16 protein-coding genes are annotated in these 17,504 nt (G+C 54.3%); 5 read left to right on the top strand and 11 right to left on the bottom strand.

What is annotated here, in order from left to right:
- The first annotated feature begins 12 nt into the window (after positions 1-12).
- The 5 genes from secF to K0H63_RS12195 all read left to right on the top strand — a co-directional run bounded on the left by secF (position 13) and on the right by K0H63_RS12195 (position 3,393).
- Positions 13-960 carry a protein translocase subunit SecF gene (gene secF, locus K0H63_RS12215; protein WP_220064920.1) on the top strand — a complete coding sequence of 316 codons (948 nt, stop codon included), beginning with the start codon at positions 13-15 and terminating at the stop codon, positions 958-960.
- 200 nt (positions 961-1,160) lie between these two features.
- Complete coding sequence (locus tag K0H63_RS12210; RefSeq protein WP_011760302.1) at positions 1,161-1,478, top strand: putative signal transducing protein; 318 nt, start codon at positions 1,161-1,163, stop codon at positions 1,476-1,478.
- 77 nt (positions 1,479-1,555) lie between these two features.
- A complete protein-coding gene (locus K0H63_RS12205; RefSeq protein ID WP_220064919.1) occupies positions 1,556-1,915 on the top strand; it encodes a rhodanese-like domain-containing protein in 360 nt (119 codons plus the stop codon).
- A gap of 8 nt (positions 1,916-1,923) precedes the next feature.
- On the top strand, positions 1,924-2,835 hold the full coding sequence (locus tag K0H63_RS12200) for a precorrin-2 dehydrogenase/sirohydrochlorin ferrochelatase family protein (RefSeq protein WP_220064918.1): 912 nt from the start codon (positions 1,924-1,926) through the stop codon (positions 2,833-2,835).
- A gap of 18 nt (positions 2,836-2,853) precedes the next feature.
- Complete coding sequence (locus K0H63_RS12195) at positions 2,854-3,393, top strand: YaeQ family protein (protein WP_220064917.1); 540 nt, start codon at positions 2,854-2,856, stop codon at positions 3,391-3,393.
- Between the two features lie 97 nt (positions 3,394-3,490).
- Here K0H63_RS12195 and K0H63_RS12190 read toward each other — a convergent pair whose 3' ends face one another.
- The 11 genes from K0H63_RS12190 to K0H63_RS12140 form a co-directional block, all read right to left on the bottom strand.
- A complete protein-coding gene (locus K0H63_RS12190; RefSeq protein ID WP_220064916.1) occupies positions 3,491-5,902 on the bottom strand; it encodes a S8 family serine peptidase in 2,412 nt (803 codons plus the stop codon).
- Between the two features lie 535 nt (positions 5,903-6,437).
- A complete protein-coding gene (locus tag K0H63_RS12185) occupies positions 6,438-6,782 on the bottom strand; it encodes a rhodanese-like domain-containing protein (protein ID WP_434086765.1) in 345 nt (114 codons plus the stop codon).
- Between the two features lie 78 nt (positions 6,783-6,860).
- Positions 6,861-7,076, bottom strand: coding sequence for a YgaP family membrane protein (locus K0H63_RS12180; RefSeq protein ID WP_011760296.1), 216 nt, complete (start codon positions 7,074-7,076; stop codon positions 6,861-6,863).
- Between the two features lie 28 nt (positions 7,077-7,104).
- Positions 7,105-10,326, bottom strand: a complete 3,222-nt coding sequence (locus tag K0H63_RS12175) for an efflux RND transporter permease subunit (RefSeq protein ID WP_220064914.1) — start codon at positions 10,324-10,326, stop codon at positions 7,105-7,107.
- Between the two features lie 10 nt (positions 10,327-10,336).
- Complete coding sequence (locus tag K0H63_RS12170; RefSeq protein ID WP_220064913.1) at positions 10,337-11,332, bottom strand: efflux RND transporter periplasmic adaptor subunit; 996 nt, start codon at positions 11,330-11,332, stop codon at positions 10,337-10,339.
- 136 nt (positions 11,333-11,468) lie between these two features.
- Entirely contained in the window at positions 11,469-12,185 is a 717-nt protein-coding gene (locus tag K0H63_RS12165) for an SIMPL domain-containing protein (RefSeq protein ID WP_220064912.1), read from the bottom strand.
- 77 nt (positions 12,186-12,262) lie between these two features.
- Positions 12,263-12,640 carry a VOC family protein gene (locus K0H63_RS12160; RefSeq protein WP_220064911.1) on the bottom strand — a complete coding sequence of 126 codons (378 nt, stop codon included), beginning with the start codon at positions 12,638-12,640 and terminating at the stop codon, positions 12,263-12,265.
- A 124-nt stretch (positions 12,641-12,764) separates the two neighbouring features.
- Positions 12,765-14,066 (bottom strand): OmpP1/FadL family transporter, encoded by a 1,302-nt coding sequence (locus tag K0H63_RS12155; protein ID WP_220064910.1) that lies wholly within the window; start codon positions 14,064-14,066, stop codon positions 12,765-12,767.
- A gap of 349 nt (positions 14,067-14,415) precedes the next feature.
- On the bottom strand, positions 14,416-15,864 hold the full coding sequence (gene putP, locus K0H63_RS12150; protein WP_220064909.1) for a sodium/proline symporter PutP: 1,449 nt from the start codon (positions 15,862-15,864) through the stop codon (positions 14,416-14,418).
- Between the two features lie 366 nt (positions 15,865-16,230).
- Complete coding sequence (locus K0H63_RS12145; protein WP_220067893.1) at positions 16,231-16,935, bottom strand: DUF3379 domain-containing protein; 705 nt, start codon at positions 16,933-16,935, stop codon at positions 16,231-16,233.
- Positions 16,928-17,491 (bottom strand): sigma-70 family RNA polymerase sigma factor, encoded by a 564-nt coding sequence (locus K0H63_RS12140; protein WP_220064908.1) that lies wholly within the window; start codon positions 17,489-17,491, stop codon positions 16,928-16,930. Before K0H63_RS12140 ends, K0H63_RS12145 begins: the two co-directional genes overlap by 8 nt.
- Positions 17,492-17,504: the final 13 nt, after the last annotated feature.

Genomic DNA, 17,504 nt, shown 5'->3' with positions numbered 1-17,504 from the left:
GAAGCCCATATCATGTTTCAGATTTTAGATATCAAAGGCTCCATCAATTTCTTACGGCACGCCGCGCCCATCAGTATCCTGTCTGCCATCCTGGTGGTGGGTTCGCTGGTATCTCTGGCGACCCGCGGTATCAACTGGGGCCTGGACTTTACCGGTGGTACCGTGGTGGAGATGGAATTCTCCAAGTCGGTTAACCTCGAGACACTGCGCAGCAACCTCACCGAGCCGCTTGTGGCCGGTGCCGTGGTTCAGAACTTTGGTTCAAGCCGTGACGTGCTGGTGCGTCTGCAGGTACGTGAAGGCGTGAAGAGTGACGACCAGGTGCGAGTGGTGATGGCCAAAGCCACTGAACTCGACCCTGAAGTTGTCCAAAAGCGCGTGGAGTTTGTGGGACCACAGGTCGGTAAGGAACTGGCAGAGCAGGGCGGCCTTGCGGTGCTGGTGGCGCTTATCTGTATCCTTATTTACGTGTCTTTCCGCTTCGAGTGGCGTCTTGCCGCAGGTTCGGTTGCCGCACTGGCTCACGACGTTATCGTGACCCTGGGCGTGTTCTCCGTGCTGCAGCTGGAGTTTGACCTGACGGTTCTGGCGGGTCTCTTGACCGTTGTGGGTTACTCGCTCAACGACACCATCGTGGTATTCGACCGTATCCGTGAGAACTTCCTCAAGATGCGTAAGGGTACCCCGGAAGAGGTGGTTAACAACTCCATCACCCAAACCATGAGCCGTACCATCATTACGACCGGTACCACACTCATCACCGTGGTGGCCTTGTTCCTCAAGGGCGGCACCCTTATTCACGGCTTCGCAACGGCGCTGCTGCTGGGTATTGTGGTGGGTACCTACTCGTCCATCTATGTGGCGAGTTATTTGGCCATTCGTCTTGGCATCAACCGTGAGCACATGATGCCGGTAGAAGTCGAGAAAGAAGGCGCCGACCAGCCTTCGATTATGCCTTAAGCGGCATGATGACCTTAAAAACCACCCTTCGAGGTGGTTTTTTTATGGTTCATTTTCGTAAATACCAAACAGCATGTTCTAAAAATGTTAACAATGTCGGCTTTTCAGTGCTCGATTTTACAGCGATTTGTCGCTAGCATGGGCTGGCCCGGGAGTGGGGCATATATCAAAAGAGACAGCAGTAGTTGTAGGAAAGTCCGATGGAACAACGTAAATGTTTATTGGCCGGTGGCAATTTGCTCCAGGCCCATACCTGGAAAGGGCTGTTACAGGTTGCCGGTATACAGGTAGAACTCAGAGGCGAGGCGCTGCTCGGTGGTGTAGGTGAGCTGCCGGTTGATCTGCAGAATGTCGAATTGTGGGTCAATGAATCTGAGCTCGCCAAGGCCCAAAGCCAACTGGACAGCCTGGGTGGTGACCGTCCCCAATGGCAATGTTTGAACTGCCATGAGATGAATGAAGCCAGCTTTGAGCTGTGCTGGCATTGCAGTTCTGAGCGCAGCGAAGCCCATAACTGAACTTGTGCATGCATCACTTGTGAAGCCCTGACCATAGCACTACACTGGTCGCAAAAGGGCATCATAAGGAGTTCAAAATGCAGCATAATCCCGGATTTGTTGCCTTGGTTGAATCAATACTTCCCAAGGTTACAGAAATCTCCGTTGAGGAGTATCAGGCCGACGACAGCTGGCAACTGCTCGATGTTCGTGAAGATCACGAATGGCTGAAAGACCGACTTCCCGGCGCCAGACACCTGGGCCGTGGCATTCTTGAGCGGGATGTGGAAACCCGTTTCCCCGATAAATCGACTCCCCTGTTGCTCTACTGCGGTGGCGGCTATCGCTCTGCATTGGCGGCGTATAACCTGCAGCTCATGGGTTACACCAAGGTGGCTTCTCTGGTGGGTGGCTACAAAGCCTGGGTTGCCCGTCAACTGCCGCTGGTGACTGACTAGGACCGCAGATGCAATATTTTCCCCTGTTTGTTGATACCCGTGACCGCTCGGTTCTGGTCGTGGGGGGCGGTGATGTGGCCGCCCGTAAGCTGGAGCTGCTCTGCCGCACTGACGCGCTGATCACCGTAATAGCCACTGAAGCCTGCGCAGAGATTCAGGCGTTAAGCCACAGCGGCCGCATTAAGCTCCATGAACGTCCCGTCAACGATGATGATATTTGCGATTGGGATTTGCTGTACCTTGCCACCAACGACGAAGCGCTGAATGTGCATCTTACCGGTGTTGCCAGGCGCCGGAATATTTGGGCCAATGTGGTGGATAACCCGGCGTATTGCGACTTTATCACCCCCTCCATCGTCGACCGCGGTCGCCTGGTTGTCGCCATCAGTACGGCCGGTGCCGCCCCTGTATTTGCCAGAGACATAAGGGCACGCCTCGAAGCCTGGCTGCCGCCCTCACTGACGCCCTTGTTCGACTTTATTGCGTCGCGGCGACAACAGGTACAGGAAACCCTTGCCACTGTGCCTGCCCGCCGACGTTTCTGGGAGCGGTTTTTTGCCCTCAACGGTGACAGATTTGATGCTCAGACGGAGCTTCATTTCGAAGATGCGTTTTTGTCCCTCGAGGGGCAGGGTGAGCTGCTGCTGATTGATGAGGATACCTCACCCAGGCTATTGCCCATCGCCGCCATGGCCATGTTGCAGCGCCTTGATATTATCGAGTCCGACATCAGTCTGCCGCCAGAGCTGAATGAACTGCTAAGGCGCGATGCCGAGCGCAGGCCAGCGTCTTCCTTTGCCGCCCTGGATAAAGCGCTGGAAACGGGTAAAAGGGTGCTGGTATACGCTGATGCGGCCCAGATAAAGGCGCTCAGGGCCCATTTCCCCCAGGCCAGACATCTCAGGCCAGGCGCGCTTTAAAGCCGTTTTGTCATTGCCATGACGCTTAAGTCCGATGTCCATAAAGTCAGTTTTGAGATAGCCGACTTACGCCGTGGCTATTTCGGCTATCACAAACTGACGCTGGCGCGGCATCCCTCCGAGACCGAGCCGCGGCTGATGCTCAGGCTGCTTGCCTTTGCACTTTATGCCTCAGCGGGGCTTAAATTTGTTGGTGAACTCTGTAATCAGGACGAACCTGAGCTCTGTGAACAGGCGCTCGATGGTCACTATTTGCTGTGGGCGGAGTTTGGCCTGGCGGATGAGCGGCGGATAAAACGTGCTGTCAATCGGGCCGATAAGGTGGTGGTGTTCGCCTACGGCGGCCAGGATTTGGCCCATTGGTGGGATGACATGGCCGGAAAGTGTGCCCGAATCGACTCCCTTTCGGTGCTCGCGTTCGATAATCCAAGCCTGGAGGTTTTGTTGCCCTTTGTCGCCAAAACCATGACATTGGCGGTCAATATCGATGAGGAGGGTAACGTGCGTGTCTCCAATGGTGAATATGACGTGGTGATTGTCCCCCGGAGCCTTAAATAACACCGTTTAACCCAATCAGGGTGTTTTAACATCGCTTCATCGGTATTTTACCAATAAAAAAGGAGCCCTAAGGCTCCTTTTTCACAGACTCAATGGATTATTGGAACGAGATTTCCCATGAGTCGATGTAACCAGTGTCACGGCGTGAGCTGTCAACGGCTTTCAGCTTCCAGGTACCCTGAGACTCAACACCAGTGGCGTTCACAGTGTAAGTCTTGCTGATGTTGTCAGTGCCTGCGCCTGTGTTGTCGTGCAGCACGGCTACCTGACCACTTGGCGTGATAAGTTCAACCTGCAGATCGCCAATGTAGGTGTGTACGATGTTCACTTTCACGGTAACAGTGCCGGCATCGCCACTGCGGCTTACATCGATAGGGCTGCTGATCCCGGCGGTGTTGTTGTCCGGAATGCTGTAGTTATCGGTGTTGGTATAAGTCGCAGGACCCGTGGTACCACCAGTGCTGCCGCCGGTAGGCGCAGTGTAGCTGGCAACCAGATTCACACCACTGAAGGCGCTGTAACCCTGCACCATAACATAGTAGGTACCGGCCTGAGCTGTGGTGATTGGGCAAGATTCGGTGTTACCGCCTTTCCATGGACGGCAATCGTAGCTGCTGGTGGTGGGAGCCGCACCGTACTGAACGTACAGATCCGCATCACCGCTGCCACCGCTCATGGCAAAGTTCAGGTTGGTGGCACCGGCAGGCACATCGATAAAGAAGTGCAGCTCTTCATCTTTGGCACCGGCGAGGTTGCTCTTGGCAACGCCATTGGTCATCTCGGCGTCTGAGCCACCATTGTTGCCACCGCCATTGGTTGGGCCATCGCAGGAAGCGTCCAGATACTCTTTGGCGGCAACCGCATCAACCAGACCATAACCTGTCTTGTCGTCACGGCCAGCCACATCCAGATCTTCGGCTGTTGCACGCAGGGCTGCACGTACCTGTGCGGCGCTACACTCTGGATGATAACTCCACACCAAGGTGGCTACACCGGAAACGTGTGGGGTCGCCATAGACGTACCGTTGTAGTACTCGTAGTCCTTTCCACCTTCGCTGGATACGGTCACACTGGAACCAATGTGACTGCGCAGCGCCAAGCCAGTAGCGCGGTCAACCGACACAGACACCTTGGTCAGCTCGCTGTTGGTGTCAACCACAAAGGGGTTTTGCAGGCCGGGCAGGGCGGTGTTTGAGTAAACGATGGTGGCAGAAGCACCGGCGTTTTGACAGGCCTTGGCCGCGTTGATTTCAGGGTAGCTGGAGCCCTGGTTGCCAACACGCTCAACCAGACACACCTTGCCTGCCATGTTGCCACAGTTAAAGGTGCTGCCAGACACGCTACACTCGGCCAGGGTGGCGGTTACAGTGCCGTTGATGGGAGCCTGGGCGTAGCTGGTACCGGACTTCACCAAACGGTTGTGCGGTACTACACCGTTGTTGAAGTAAGACTGGCCACCAACAACGATGTCAGACAAACGGCCTTCGCCGCGGGTCACGGTAGACAGAATGGCTTCACCGGGACCTGACACTTCCACCTGATTGGTGTACTGGGAGAACGCAGCATGCTGCTTGGTGCTGTCGACGGCAGCAACAGATACCACGCTGTCGTAGGATGCCGGGTAGCTGTGGGTGTTGTCACCATCGTTACCCGCGGCAGCAATCAGCAGTACGCCGTTGTTGTAGTGGGCAGCCAGGGCGTTGCGCTCTGTGGTGCTTGAGCTGGCGCCACCCAAAGACATGCTGACAACGTTGGCACCATTGGCCACACAGGTGTCCACGGCACTGACCAGGCTTGACGAGTAACCCCAGCCCGCTTCGTTGAACACTTTGATGATATGGATATTGGCATTTTGGTTTGGCAATACGCCCACCACGCCTTCACCGTTGGCAATCGCCGCAATGGTACCGGCAACGTGGGTACCGTGGGCGTTGTTGTTACCAGGTTCGAACCAGTTGCCGGTACCTGAGTTATTGGTACCTGTGACATTGTTGCCCGACAGATCGGCATGACCACGGTCATAGCCTGAGTCGATGATACAGATGGTGCGGTTGCCGCTCAGGTTATCGGCCAGCTGAGTTGCACCCACAAAGGTTTGACCCCAGGGGGTGGTTTCAGCGAGCAGACGACGTGGCACGTCTTCTTCCACAAATTCAACATCGGCACGGGCACGCAGGGCCTTGATGCCATTGTTGTCCAGCTTCACTGTGTAAGCGTTGCTGCGACCGATACGCTTCATTTCTTTGGCGCTGGCGGCATTGAGCGCACGGTGGTGACCATAGACTTCATGGCTGCGTGGCTGATACTGCATGCTGTTGAGTGTGTCTTCAGCACTGTAAAGCTCGGCTGCGGCATTGTTTTTGAATTTAACTACATAGCGCTTTGGCAGCGGGGAGTTTTCGCCTTTGGCGAAGACAGCGTCAGTAGGTGCGGCATGAACACCGGCAGACACTGCCAGTGCGAGGGTTGATAAACCCAGGGCTAAAGTTTTTTTGTGTTTCATTGTCATACTCGTCTTCCATGTTGCAAGAGGCAGAACTTGTCGTTGTTATTTGGCATCCATTCGGTAAAACCTGAAATCCATTTTCGGCAGTGAATGTATCTATCGATGAAACATTTGTAAACGTAATGTAAACAGAATAGCGTGTGGGTATGGTTGGGTGAAAAAGTGCCAAATTAGAATATTTATGCAAGTTGAGTGGGCTGTATTCGCTTGCTTGATGGCTTGCTGAATGAATATTCGGATCCTTGAATGGAGCAGTGTGCCGACAGGTAAAACAGAGGTAAAACGAAATTTTGATATTAAATTTGTGAAAATATTAAAATTTTATGCTTTTTATTGTATTTGGTTATAACTTATTCGTTTTTGTTGGATATAAGGTGGGTTTCAGCTGTTACGAGACTAAATCATCGGTTTGGCGCCATTTTTATGGCTTTAGCCATAGGGATACCGCTTGCCATGCGGTTCGGTGGAAAACAAGCTGATAACAAAAAGGCACCCTTAGGGTGCCTTTTGGATGGGGATAACCTGTTGTGGCAGGGCGTTACTTTTGGCTTTGTTCGGATTTGCCCGATTGCGCCAAAGTCTCGTAGCCACCGCCGTTGTATACCTGGGTAAAGCCAGCCGCGTTCAGGGCATCATTGGCAACACCACTGCGTCTGCCGCTGCGACAATAGAGTACCACTGAAGTGTCCTTGTCGATGGCTCGTTTGGCAAATTCAGCGGCCACTTCCTCGTAGGGAATGTTGATGGCACCTTCGATATGCCCTGCAGCATATTCTTCCGGTGTACGTACATCGACCAGCATGGCGCCCTGTTCAATCAGTTTCCATGCGGTGGCTGCATCTTTGTCCTGGCCGATAGCCAACGTGCTTGTCAGCATCAGCATCAAACCAATCAGGGCAAGTTGCCCGACTTTAGCCAGTGGGTTCACAGCGTCTCCTTGGTGACTGTTTTTAATTTACAGCTACTGTTTTAACTTACAAAGTTCGGCCTCGGTTTTTACCCCAAGCTTCTTCATCAGCATGGCGGCGGGGCAAAATCCGGTAAAGGCACTTTGGAACAGGTTAGCGCCGACAAAGGCAGTAAGCCAGACAAAATTGTGATGGACCAACGCAGTCAGTACCAATGACAGCAGTACCATAAAGCCGGCAAAAGCCATAATAGAGCGTTCGAGTGACATAATGTTTCTCCTACGGGGTCAGGGTATGTTATTCGGTCTCATGGCCGTGTCTCATAAAACTGTAGTAGAGCACGGGGATGACGACCAAAGTCAGCAAGGTTGAAATAAATATCCCGAAAATCAAGCTGATAGCTAAGCCATTGAAGATGGGATCGTCAAGGATAAAGAGGGCACCAATCATGGCAGCCAGTGCCGTGAGCATAATGGGCTTGGCCCTGACGGCGCCCGAGTGGATCACGGCCTGGGCAAAGGGCACTCCGCGCTCGACTTCCTGATTAATAAAGTCCACCAGCAAAATCGAGTTGCGCACAATAATCCCGGCCAGGGCAATCATGCCTATCATGGAGGTGGCCGTGAATTGGGCACCAAAGAGCGCGTGCCCTGGCATCACCCCAATCACCGTCAGCGGAATTGGCGCCATGATAATCAGCGGCACCAGATAGGATCTGAACTGGGCTACCACCAAGAGGTAAATGGCAATCATGCCTACCGCATAGGCTATCCCCATGTCGCGGAAGGTTTCATAAGTGATTTTCCACTCGCCATCCCAGAGCACGGCCACGTCGGTCAGGCCTGAAGGCTGATTGACATAATGCTGGGCGTAGCCCATCTCCTCGCTGTCCGAAATGGTCGAGGCCATTTCAAACATTCCGTACAGCGGGCTGTCCAGTGGGCCCGCCATATCGGCGACCACCATCACCATGGGGATAAGGTTTTTATGGATGATGGGCGCATCTATCACGCCTTTACGTATAGTCACCAGCTCGGAAATGGCAACCAGTCCACGACTGCCGGGCAGAGTCATGCCCATGATGGCATCCAGATCCAGCTTGCTGCCTTCTTCCAGCTGCAGACGAATGGGGACCGGACGGGCCTGGTTCTCAAGGTGCAGCACACTCACATCCCGTCCACCCACTGAGGTGGCAACGAGATCTACTATCTCAGCATAGGAAACCCCAAGCAGCGCTGCCTTACTGCGGTCAATCAGTACCTGCCATTTCTGTTGCCCGGCGGGGAGGAAGATATCCATGTCCACCACATCCTGGGTGGTATTGAATACCCCGAGGACATTACGGGCCGCTTCCTGACGCATGGCTTCGTTGGGACCATAGACTTCGGCAACGATGGGCGACCATACCGGCGGCCCGGGCGGTACCTCCACCACCTTGACGTTGGCGCCGAAATGACGGCCAATTTCCTGCAGCGGGCCTCTTACCGCCAGGGCGATACTGTGGCTGTCCCTGCTTCTGTGCTTCTTATCACTCAGATTGACCTGAATATCGCCAAGCTCAGGACTTGAGCGCAAAAAGTAATGGCGAACCAGACCGTTGAAGTTCATTGGGGCGGCTGTGCCGGCATAGAGCTGCATATGCTGCACTTCTTCTACTGTGGTCAGTTCGTCTGCCAGAGCCTGCAGTACCTTGTGGGTTTCTTCAAAGGTCGTGCCTTCCGGCATGTCCACCATCACCTGGAACTCGGACTTGTTGTCAAAGGGCAACATCTTGAGCACCACGGCCTGCATGACCGGCAGGGCAACGGCCACCATGATGAGGCCTATGATGGCCAGGCCGAGGCCAAGGCGTGCCTTGCGACCGGCTTTGCCATTGAGGAAGGGGCCAATCAGACGGGTAAAAATCCGCACCATGCGCGGGTCTTCGCCGCCATGGGGAGACTCAGCACCCTGAGTGGTGCCTTCATGGGGATGGGCTTTTAACAGCTTGCCGCTGAGCCAGGGGGTGAGCACAAAGGCAACAGCCAGTGAAATCAGCATGCCCATACTGGCATTGATGGGGATGGGGCTCATGTAAGGACCCATGAGTCCGGATACAAAGGCCATGGGGAGCAGGGCGGCTATTACAGTGAAGGTGGCGAGAATGGTCGGGCCGCCCACTTCGTCAACGGCAACGGGAATAAGCTCCCGCAGCGAGCGTTTGCCCATGCTCATGTGCCTGTGAATGTTTTCCACCACCACAATGGCATCGTCCACCAGGATCCCGATGGAGAAGATAAGCGCGAACAGCGATACCCGGTTGAGGGTAAAGCCCCAGGCCCAGCTGGCGAACAGGGTCAGCGCCAGCGTGATGATAATCGCAATGCCTACCACCAGGGCTTCACGCATCCCCATGGTAAAGAGCACCAGGATTACCACGGCTGTGGTGGCAAATATCAGTTTAAAAATCAGTGTATTGGACTTATCTGCGGCGGTGTCGCCATAGTTGCGCGACACAGTGGCATGCACATTGGCAGGCAGCAGGGTGTTCTCCAGTGTGCCCATGCGTTCAATCACGGCGTCGGCAATGTCCACGGCGTTCATGCCGGTCTGTTTGCCGATGGCCAGGGTGACTGCCGGATAGCTGCCATCTTTGGTGACGTGCTGTACCTGCGCCCTTGGCAGGTCGCTTTTCAGGGTGACCTCAGCCAGATCTGCGAGGTAAACCGGTTCGCTGTAGCCATCGGCGCCCTGACGTACCGCCACCACCAGCTCCTGAACGTCCTCCAGACGTCTTAAGAACTGGCCCGTTTGTACCTTGATTTCCTGATTGTCCTGAACCAATGGTACAGGCATGGAAATCTGGTTGTTGCCGGAGAGCGCGCGGTTGATGTCGCTGTAGCTCAGGCCATAGGCCGACAGCGCGGCCGGGTCTATGCGCACATTGAGAACCAACTCATGTTGTCCGAGGGTGTAGATCTCTCGGGTGCCGGGAATGCGCTTAAGTTCTGTCTCCAGTCCACGGGCAACATGAGTCAGTTGTTCGGGGGTGATGTCGTTGGCTTCGGACCACAGGGTAAGGCTGACGATAGGCACATCATCAATGCCACGGGGTTTTATCAGCGGCTCTCCCACACCGGCGCCGCTGGGCAGCTTGTCCATGTTCGAATAGATTTGGTTGTAAAGCGCGACTATGGCGTCATTGCGTTTTACACCCACCTCGAAGATGGCAATGATGAGGGCCCCATCGGGTTGTGAGAAGGAGTAAAGGGTATCTATGCCTTTGATTTCAGAGATAACCTGCTCTGCCGGCAGGGTAACCAAATGCTCCACTTCCGCAGGTGTTGCGCCGGGGAAGGGGATAAACACATCCGCGAAGGTCACATCAATCTGTGGCTCTTCTTCCTTGGGGGTCACCATCACGGCAAACATCCCCAGAAGCAGGGCCAACAGCGCCAGCAGCGGTGTAATGGCACTGACCTGAAACGCGCGGGCGATGCGGCCGGAAATCCCTAACTGTTGGAGGTTTTCGCTCGTCATCCTGTATTCCTCACTGGGCACTTACGGCATAGGCGTCAGCGGCAATGACGTCACCGTCATTGAGGCCTGAGAGTACCTGTACTCTGTCACCCTGCTGTTTGCCAAGGCGCACCTGGGTGAGCACGGCTTTATCGCCCTGCATCATATAGACGCCGGTAAGTTCACCGCGGGAAACGATGGCGCGTTGGGGCACCAGCAGCATACGGCGTTTGCCCTGTACAAAACTGGCTTTGGCCCAGCTGCCCGGTTGCACATCGGCATTCTCAGGCAGTTGGATACGCACCTGGAAGCTGTGGCTTTGGGGGGAGGCAAAGCTGAAAATGGTCAGCTCATTGCTGGCAATGCTGCGGCCATCCGCCAGTTCCACACTCACGGCGCCGGCGGCCTTCAAGGCGGCGAGATAACGGCCAGGCACCTGCATCACGGCCCGCATCTTATCGGCGCTGAAGCCGGACAGTAGTGGCTGGCCAGGGTTAACGGTTTCGCCCTGTTCCACATGACGCTCGGTGAGCACCCCACCAAAGGGGGCATACACTGTGGTGTAGCTTAAAGATTCGCGGGCGCGCACTATGGCGGCATTGGCGGCAGTCACGGCCTGCTCGCTGCTCTTGGCTCGGGCAATGGCCTCATCGAAGGTGCCGCGGGAAATTGCGCCCTTGGGGAAAAGATCCTGATAACGCTTCAGTGTGGCCTGTGCTTCAGTATTCACCGCCAGGGCACGGGCGTAGTCGGCTTCAGCCGCAGCCAGCGCAGCGCCTTGCTCCTTGCTGGTGATTTCCAGCAGGGCAGCACCGGCAGGCACTGTGTCGTTGACGTCAAAATGGATTTTCAGGATCCGGCCCGATGTTTGCGCCGACACTGTGGCGGCCTGCACCGGCTCAATCAGGGCGTCCAGGGTTAAATATCTGTCTTCTTCTGTGTGTTCTACTACCAGCGTTTGGCTTGCCTGGGCACTCAGGCCAATGGCCAACAGAGACAGTCCCAAGAGCTGTTTGAAAGTCGTCATAAAAAAGGCTCCCGCTTAATCTATGAGAAAATTCTAATGAAAAGTTGTCACCGCGGCAATCATTTCATTAGAAAAAAATTATGGAATGTGACTCACACACAGAAAAAAGGAGCCCAATGGCTCCTTTCAATCAAAATCAGTCAGTTAAATAATAGGTGACCGTGCTGACTATTCGCACATTTTTAATGTGGGGCGAATTGCTGTCCCTGTCTGTGATGATAAATTGCCCCTGGCTGGCGGTTTTGATTTTGCCGAGACTGGAGCTTGAGTCCCTGGCAAATTTCTCGGCGACTTCCCGGGCGTTTTCCGTGGCCTGTTGCACCATGGCCGGTTTGATGCGATTGAGCTCGGTAAACAAAAATTCGGCTCGGGATTCGTATTCGTTACCGCCAATGGCAATACCATCACGGGCGAGCACGCCGATGTGTTTTCTGGCTTGCAGTAATTTATCGACCTGATGGGTGTAGAGCGACACCGTCACTCTGGCGGCATAACGATACTTGAGGTTGGGGTCGGAGTAGCCCTGGGTGCTTCTGTCTTCGATAGCGGGTAGTGTCAGGGTGATTTCATCGTCGCTGAATCCCTGGGCTTTTAAAAAGGCCACCACCTTGTCGGTTTTTTGCTGCACTGTGTTGTAGAGGCTTGCCAGATCGTTGTCGACGTCCGCAAAACGGACTGGCCAGATGGCCACGTTGGCCATCACTTCCTGCTCGGCGAGCCCCTTGACACTGACCGTGCGGTCAAGGGCTTTTAAATTGGTGGCGGTTTCGGTAATGCTGTGTCCGATAAATCCCATACCACCGGCCAGGCAGACGCCCAGCACCATGGCGGCGGGAGTAAGAGACTTGTCCATGAAAGTTCCTGTTTCAACGGCGTTTTCGCTCCAGAATACGCAAATTGACAAGGCTTTGCATCAGGAGTGTGACTGAGTTACGAATTGACACTCATCTGCCAGAGTTCCACTTTGTTGCCATCGGGATCAATAAACCAACCAAAACGGCCAAATTCAGTGTCCTCCCGTCCGGGCAGTACCTCGGCTCCACCGGCAGCAGCCTGTGCCAGCACTGCGTCCAGATCGTCCACAACCAAATTAAACATAAAGGGATGACGGGAAGGGTGAAAGTAGTCGCTGCCAGCGTCAAATGGACTCCAGACACTGTAACTGCCCTTAGGCAAGTCCAGCGCCCTGAAGGCACAGCCTCCCCAATGCTCCACCGGCATACCCAGGTGGGTCTTGTACCAGTTTGCCAGTGCTTCGGGGTCAGAACTCTTGAAGAAGACGCCGCCCAAGCCAATCACCTTTGCCATAAACCTATCCCCCGTTCAGTGGCTGAAATACTGCTTTAAGGGTAGGTGAGGCTGACGACAGTTACAAAAAGGCCGCGATAATCGCGGCCTTTTCAGTGTTTTTTTCAGTCCAGGCTACTGGCTGTCAGTACTTGTAGCTGTACTGCAGTGAGTAGTACACGGCGTTGGAGCGGGTATGGGCAATCACGTCACCGATGATGGCGCTTTGCTCCAGCACTTCGGTATCTTCACCGCGCACCAGTGCCACACCCAGATCCAGGGTGGCATTGGCAGACAGGGCATAGCTTGCGCCAAGGGTGTACCAGTTGCGATCTGAGTCAGGGATAGAAATCGAGCTGATTTCATCCACTACGCCCTGATCGTGCATGTAGCCGGCGCGCAGTGTCCAGGTATCAGACAGCTGATAAGTACCGCCGATGCTGAACAGCCAGGAGTCATCCCAGGCATAGTGCTTGAGCTGAGAAGACGGAATGCTGGTCTGGCCCAGGGTGCCATCTTCGAGGGTGATCTCTTTGAAATCGCCCCAGGAAGTCAGCTGCGCAGTATAGTGCAGGGCAAACTTTTCAGTCAGCTGGTGGAAACCGGCCACCTGGAAAATGTCCGGCAGCGGAATCACAATCTCATCAAAGTTGGCATACGCCTGAGCCTGTGGCACCAGAGTCTGCACATCGCCGCTGGCTTTGAACTCGGGGCTGAATCTGTAGCTCACCCCTAAACGATGGTCGGCATTGAATTCATACACCGCGCCCAGGATCCCACCCAGTGCCCAACCGTCAGCATCCACGTTCACCAGGCTTACCGGCACCATTTCACCGTTCGGGCCAAAAGGCAGATTGCCGTTACGGGTCAGGGTGCCCTGGCCGTAGATCACATCCACACCGGCGCCCAGGCTCAGCTGCTCGTTTACACGATAAGACAGGCTGGCATTCAGGTTCATGGTGATGACTTCGGTGTTGCCCAGCAGATCAACCGGCGCAGGAATGGTGCCAAGTCCAGGCAGAGTGACGGCGTTATTGGCCAGTGCGCCAGGATCGGTGCCTGTGCCGAAGTTGGAGAAGGCGGCTACACCAAAGGCCCATTTATCGTTGATGGGATTGATGTAATAGAAATTGGGGATGATTTTATCTTCGGCCGCTTCAGTGTCGCTGCCGAAACAAATAGGGGTACCTGCCTTGCAGACATCTTTTACACTCACGTCGATGTCGGCATAGGTCACGCCCAGAGACAGGGCCGTACTGTCAAACAGCGCCATGGCGGCTGGATTACGGGCCAGTACAGAGGCGTTGTCCGCGATAACGGCATCACCGGCAAAAGCCCGGCCAACACCTGTGGCTGATTGACTGTTGAGCTGGAAACCGGCAGCCAGGGTTTGGGTGCTTGCCAAACCAATGGCGGCAGCAAGCAGTGTCTTGTTGAAGTACTTCATCGTCTCTTCTCTTGTTGTCATTGTTGCCGGTGAAACCCCGATGCCATCCGGCTATAAAAAAAGGCATCATAGGAGTATGCGTGTACCTCAACAAGTCCGACCAGAGTATTAACTCTAGGTAAAAAATGTTATTAATCAGTTAATTTGAATTTGTGTTAGTCAATCCAATGTTTAAGCTGAACCCGTAAACCCCCATCTGGCCGGGCCAGTTGGTGGGTATGCTGCTGGGTCTGTTGTTTGAGAAAACTATGCGCTACTCAGTGCTCCGAGATACAAAAACTTACACTTAACCCAATAAAAAAGCGTACATGTGTACGCTTTTTTTGGATGTGTGGATTTCGACAGGGTTTCAGAGTTTGCTTTGGAAGCTGTCAAATTCGGTGCGGACGTTGTCATTTGCCGGCGCGACCAGGCTGATTAATACACCAGCCAGTGTGGCCAGAATAAAGCCGGGCAGTATTTCATAAAGATCGAAGAGGCCACCACTTAGCTGTTTCCATACCACCACTGTGACTGCACCTGTGATGATAGTTGCCAGTGCACCTGCTTTGCTGTAACCACGCCAAAACAGTGACAAGAGCACCACAGGGCCGAAGGCTGCACCAAAGCCGGCCCAGGCGTAGCTCACCAGCCCCAGCACACTGCTTTGGGGATCCAAAGCCACTACGCCGGCGATGATAGCGATGGCCAGCACCCCGACACGACCGACACGCATCAGTTCATTGTCATTGGCTTGGGGGCGCAGCTTGCGATAGAAGTCTTCGGTCACCACGCTGGAGCACACCAGCAGTTGGGAGTCGATGGTGCTCATAATGGCCGACAGAATAGCGGCAATGAGCAGGCCCGCAATCCAGGGATTGAACGCCACCTGAGCCAGATGAATAAAGACGGTCTCGGCATTGGCGAGCGGTTCTTTGGCAAAATAGAGGCTGCCTGCAAGGCCTGTGGCCAATGCACCCATCAGCGACACTATCATCCAGCTCATGGCAATGCGGCGGGACACCGGCAAATGCTCCGGGCGCTCAATGGCCATAAAGCGCGATAAAATGTGAGGCTGGCCAAAATACCCAAGGCCCCATGCCATCAGGGAGGCAACGCCCATCAGGGTTGTGCCTTCGCCAATCAGCGACAGCATTTCCGGTGAGAGAGTATCAATGCTGGCGTGGCTCTCGCTGTTGGTAAAAATGGCCATGGGAACAATCAGCAGGGCAATCAACATCAAACAGCCCTGGAAAAAATCGGTCCAGCTTACGGCAAAAAATCCGCCCACAAAGGTATAGCCGACGATGATGGCCGAACCTATCACCAGGGCGGCGGTGTAATCCAAGCCAAATACCTTTTCAAACAGAATGGCGCCGCCCACCATGCCGGATGAGGCATAAAAGGTAAAAAATACCAATATGGTCAGAGCAGAAACAAAGCGCAGCAAACCCGCTTTATCGTGGAAGCGTTTTTCGAAAAAGTCTGGCAGCGTCAGGGCGTTGTCAGCAAGCTGGGTGTAGATACGCAGGCGTTTTGCCACAAAGAGCCAGTTCAACCAGGCGCCAATTACCAGGCCAATACCAATCCAGGCTTCACCCAGACCGCCAAGGTAAACAGCACCGGGCAAACCCAGCAACAACCAGCCGGACATATCGGAGGCACCCACGCTGAGTGCGGTTACGCCAGGGCCCATTTTGCGGCCACCGAGAATGTAATCATCAACGGAGTCTGTGGCCTTGTAGGCCCAGAATCCTATCCCCATCATCAGGGCCAAATAGCCCACAAAGGTGACTAAAATAGGTGTATCTATGCTCATGCTGTGTCAACCATAGGTTTTTTATTGGAATACTTTCGCCAACGCATGCTATCAGAAGTTTGGACCGGATCCCAATTGCCGCTGGAGTTGTGATGCATATCTGACCAGTGCTGCGCTGTTTGCTTAATGGCTGCGATCACTGTCAGCGCCTAGGCACTGGGTCTGAACGTTCGATGAAGAGTGCTGAACTTTGTAAATGGCGGGCTGGCCCGCCCACCACAATCTGAAGATGCGACAGGGTTCAATACTCGTGTGCCGCAGGCTTGCGTGCGGCTTGCGTGCGGCAGACCCGCGTTGGCTGGCGAGTCGCTATGCTGTGTTGCGCAAAACGAAGCAGACGGCCGGTTGGCCGTCTGCATTGGCAGCTTAAATAAAGCTTTGCAGCAGGTTTTGTTCGAGGTGTTCCAACGCGGCTTTTTCTTCGCCAACCAGCAGCAGGTAGGCATCCTCTGTCTTCACACCAATCCCCTGATAGCGATTGTCGGCAAATTGGGTGGGCAGCTGCATCCGCTCCTCCACCGGCACAATAAAGAGGGTGACTTTACCGGCTTCGCCTTCCAGCACCAGGTGTAAACTGCGCACTCCCTGAAAATCACAGTACGCCTTGTAAACTACCCGACCCGGAGCACTGCTGAAATGGGTAGATTCCAGGCCGCGCACACTTACCAGACTGGCGTTAATGTCGCCAAGGTCTATGTCTCTCTCACTCTGTAAGGCTTTGTATTCGTGGTAAACGTGGCTGAGGGCATGCTCACCCAAGTCCACAGGCCCCAGTCGCAGCAGGCTGAAACTTAAACCAAATACAAAGGCTACAGAGGCTGCCATTGCCACTAAAAAGGTGGTGCGGCGCCGCTGTTTGTGATGAACGGTCAGCTGTTGGCGCAGCAGCAGTTTGTCGGCCAAATCCTCAGGGACATCCACCTTGAGTGCTTTGGCGATTTTTCTGTCCAGCGCCTTAAGATCGCTAACAAAGGCATCGCGGCCACTGGCCTCCTGTTGAGCCTGTAAAAACTCAGGATCCTGGCTTTGCGGTTCGCCATAGGCTCGGCGGCGAAACTCAAGTTCATCCATTGGATTGACCTCGGCTTTCTGGTTGTTCAAGAGCATCTTTTAATTGGTTACGGGCCCGAAAGAGCCGGGTCATCACTGTGTTACGGTTAAGCTCAAGCAGTTCGGCTATCTCATCACCACTGAAGCCGCCAATGACCTGGAGTACCAGGGGTTCGCGATATTCCGGTTCCAGCTTGGCTATCTGTCGTCTGAGCCAATAATGCTCGGTTTCATCTTCGGTGGTATGGCTTATCACATCCTCCAGTGAATCCTGCTCTATGTCGCTGTAGTCGAACTGTTTACGCTCGAACCGACGGGCGTTTTCCCGCCGCAAAATAGTGATGAGCCAAGCCTTGGCAGCCTTGTCATCCTTGAGGGAATCCAAAGACTTCCATGCTCGTAAAAAGGTTTCCTGGGTGATGTCTTCTGCGATGTGTTTATCGCCGCACAGCCAATAGGCAAATCGGTAAACATCGGCATGAAGCGCCCTGACCAGGCTGTCGTAACGTCGTTGTTTTGTCAGCATGTCAGAGGAGACCGCACTGGTTGCGAATTTCTTTCGCAGCGATGCAAACATTTTTATCCCTGTT

Origin of the sequence: Shewanella zhangzhouensis, from assembly GCF_019457615.1 — a bacterium.
In the GTDB taxonomy this organism is placed as follows: domain Bacteria; phylum Pseudomonadota; class Gammaproteobacteria; order Enterobacterales; family Shewanellaceae; genus Shewanella; species Shewanella zhangzhouensis.
The sequence above is the reverse complement of the archived record's forward strand: the minus strand, read 5'-3'. Positions and strand labels throughout refer to the sequence as shown.

Excerpts from the sequence above, each read along its gene's own strand:
- secF (WP_220064920.1), top strand. The coding sequence starts at position 13 with ATGTTTCAGATTTTAGATATCAAAGGCTCCATCAATTTCTTACGGCAC.
- K0H63_RS12210 (WP_011760302.1), top strand. The coding sequence starts at position 1,161 with ATGGAACAACGTAAATGTTTATTGGCCGGTGGCAATTTGCTCCAGGCC.
- K0H63_RS12205 (WP_220064919.1), top strand. The coding sequence starts at position 1,556 with ATGCAGCATAATCCCGGATTTGTTGCCTTGGTTGAATCAATACTTCCC.
- K0H63_RS12200 (WP_220064918.1), top strand. The coding sequence starts at position 1,924 with ATGCAATATTTTCCCCTGTTTGTTGATACCCGTGACCGCTCGGTTCTG.
- K0H63_RS12195 (WP_220064917.1), top strand. The coding sequence starts at position 2,854 with ATGACGCTTAAGTCCGATGTCCATAAAGTCAGTTTTGAGATAGCCGAC.
- K0H63_RS12190 (WP_220064916.1), bottom strand. The coding sequence starts at position 5,902 with ATGACAATGAAACACAAAAAAACTTTAGCCCTGGGTTTATCAACCCTC.
- K0H63_RS12185 (WP_434086765.1), bottom strand. The coding sequence starts at position 6,782 with ATGCTGATGCTGACAAGCACGTTGGCTATCGGCCAGGACAAAGATGCA.
- K0H63_RS12180 (WP_011760296.1), bottom strand. The coding sequence starts at position 7,076 with ATGTCACTCGAACGCTCTATTATGGCTTTTGCCGGCTTTATGGTACTG.
- K0H63_RS12175 (WP_220064914.1), bottom strand. The coding sequence starts at position 10,326 with ATGACGAGCGAAAACCTCCAACAGTTAGGGATTTCCGGCCGCATCGCC.
- K0H63_RS12170 (WP_220064913.1), bottom strand. The coding sequence starts at position 11,332 with ATGACGACTTTCAAACAGCTCTTGGGACTGTCTCTGTTGGCCATTGGC.
- K0H63_RS12165 (WP_220064912.1), bottom strand. The coding sequence starts at position 12,185 with ATGGACAAGTCTCTTACTCCCGCCGCCATGGTGCTGGGCGTCTGCCTG.
- K0H63_RS12160 (WP_220064911.1), bottom strand. The coding sequence starts at position 12,640 with ATGGCAAAGGTGATTGGCTTGGGCGGCGTCTTCTTCAAGAGTTCTGAC.
- K0H63_RS12155 (WP_220064910.1), bottom strand. The coding sequence starts at position 14,066 with ATGAAGTACTTCAACAAGACACTGCTTGCTGCCGCCATTGGTTTGGCA.
- putP (WP_220064909.1), bottom strand. The coding sequence starts at position 15,864 with ATGAGCATAGATACACCTATTTTAGTCACCTTTGTGGGCTATTTGGCC.
- K0H63_RS12145 (WP_220067893.1), bottom strand. The coding sequence starts at position 16,935 with ATGGATGAACTTGAGTTTCGCCGCCGAGCCTATGGCGAACCGCAAAGC.
- K0H63_RS12140 (WP_220064908.1), bottom strand. The coding sequence starts at position 17,491 with ATGTTTGCATCGCTGCGAAAGAAATTCGCAACCAGTGCGGTCTCCTCT.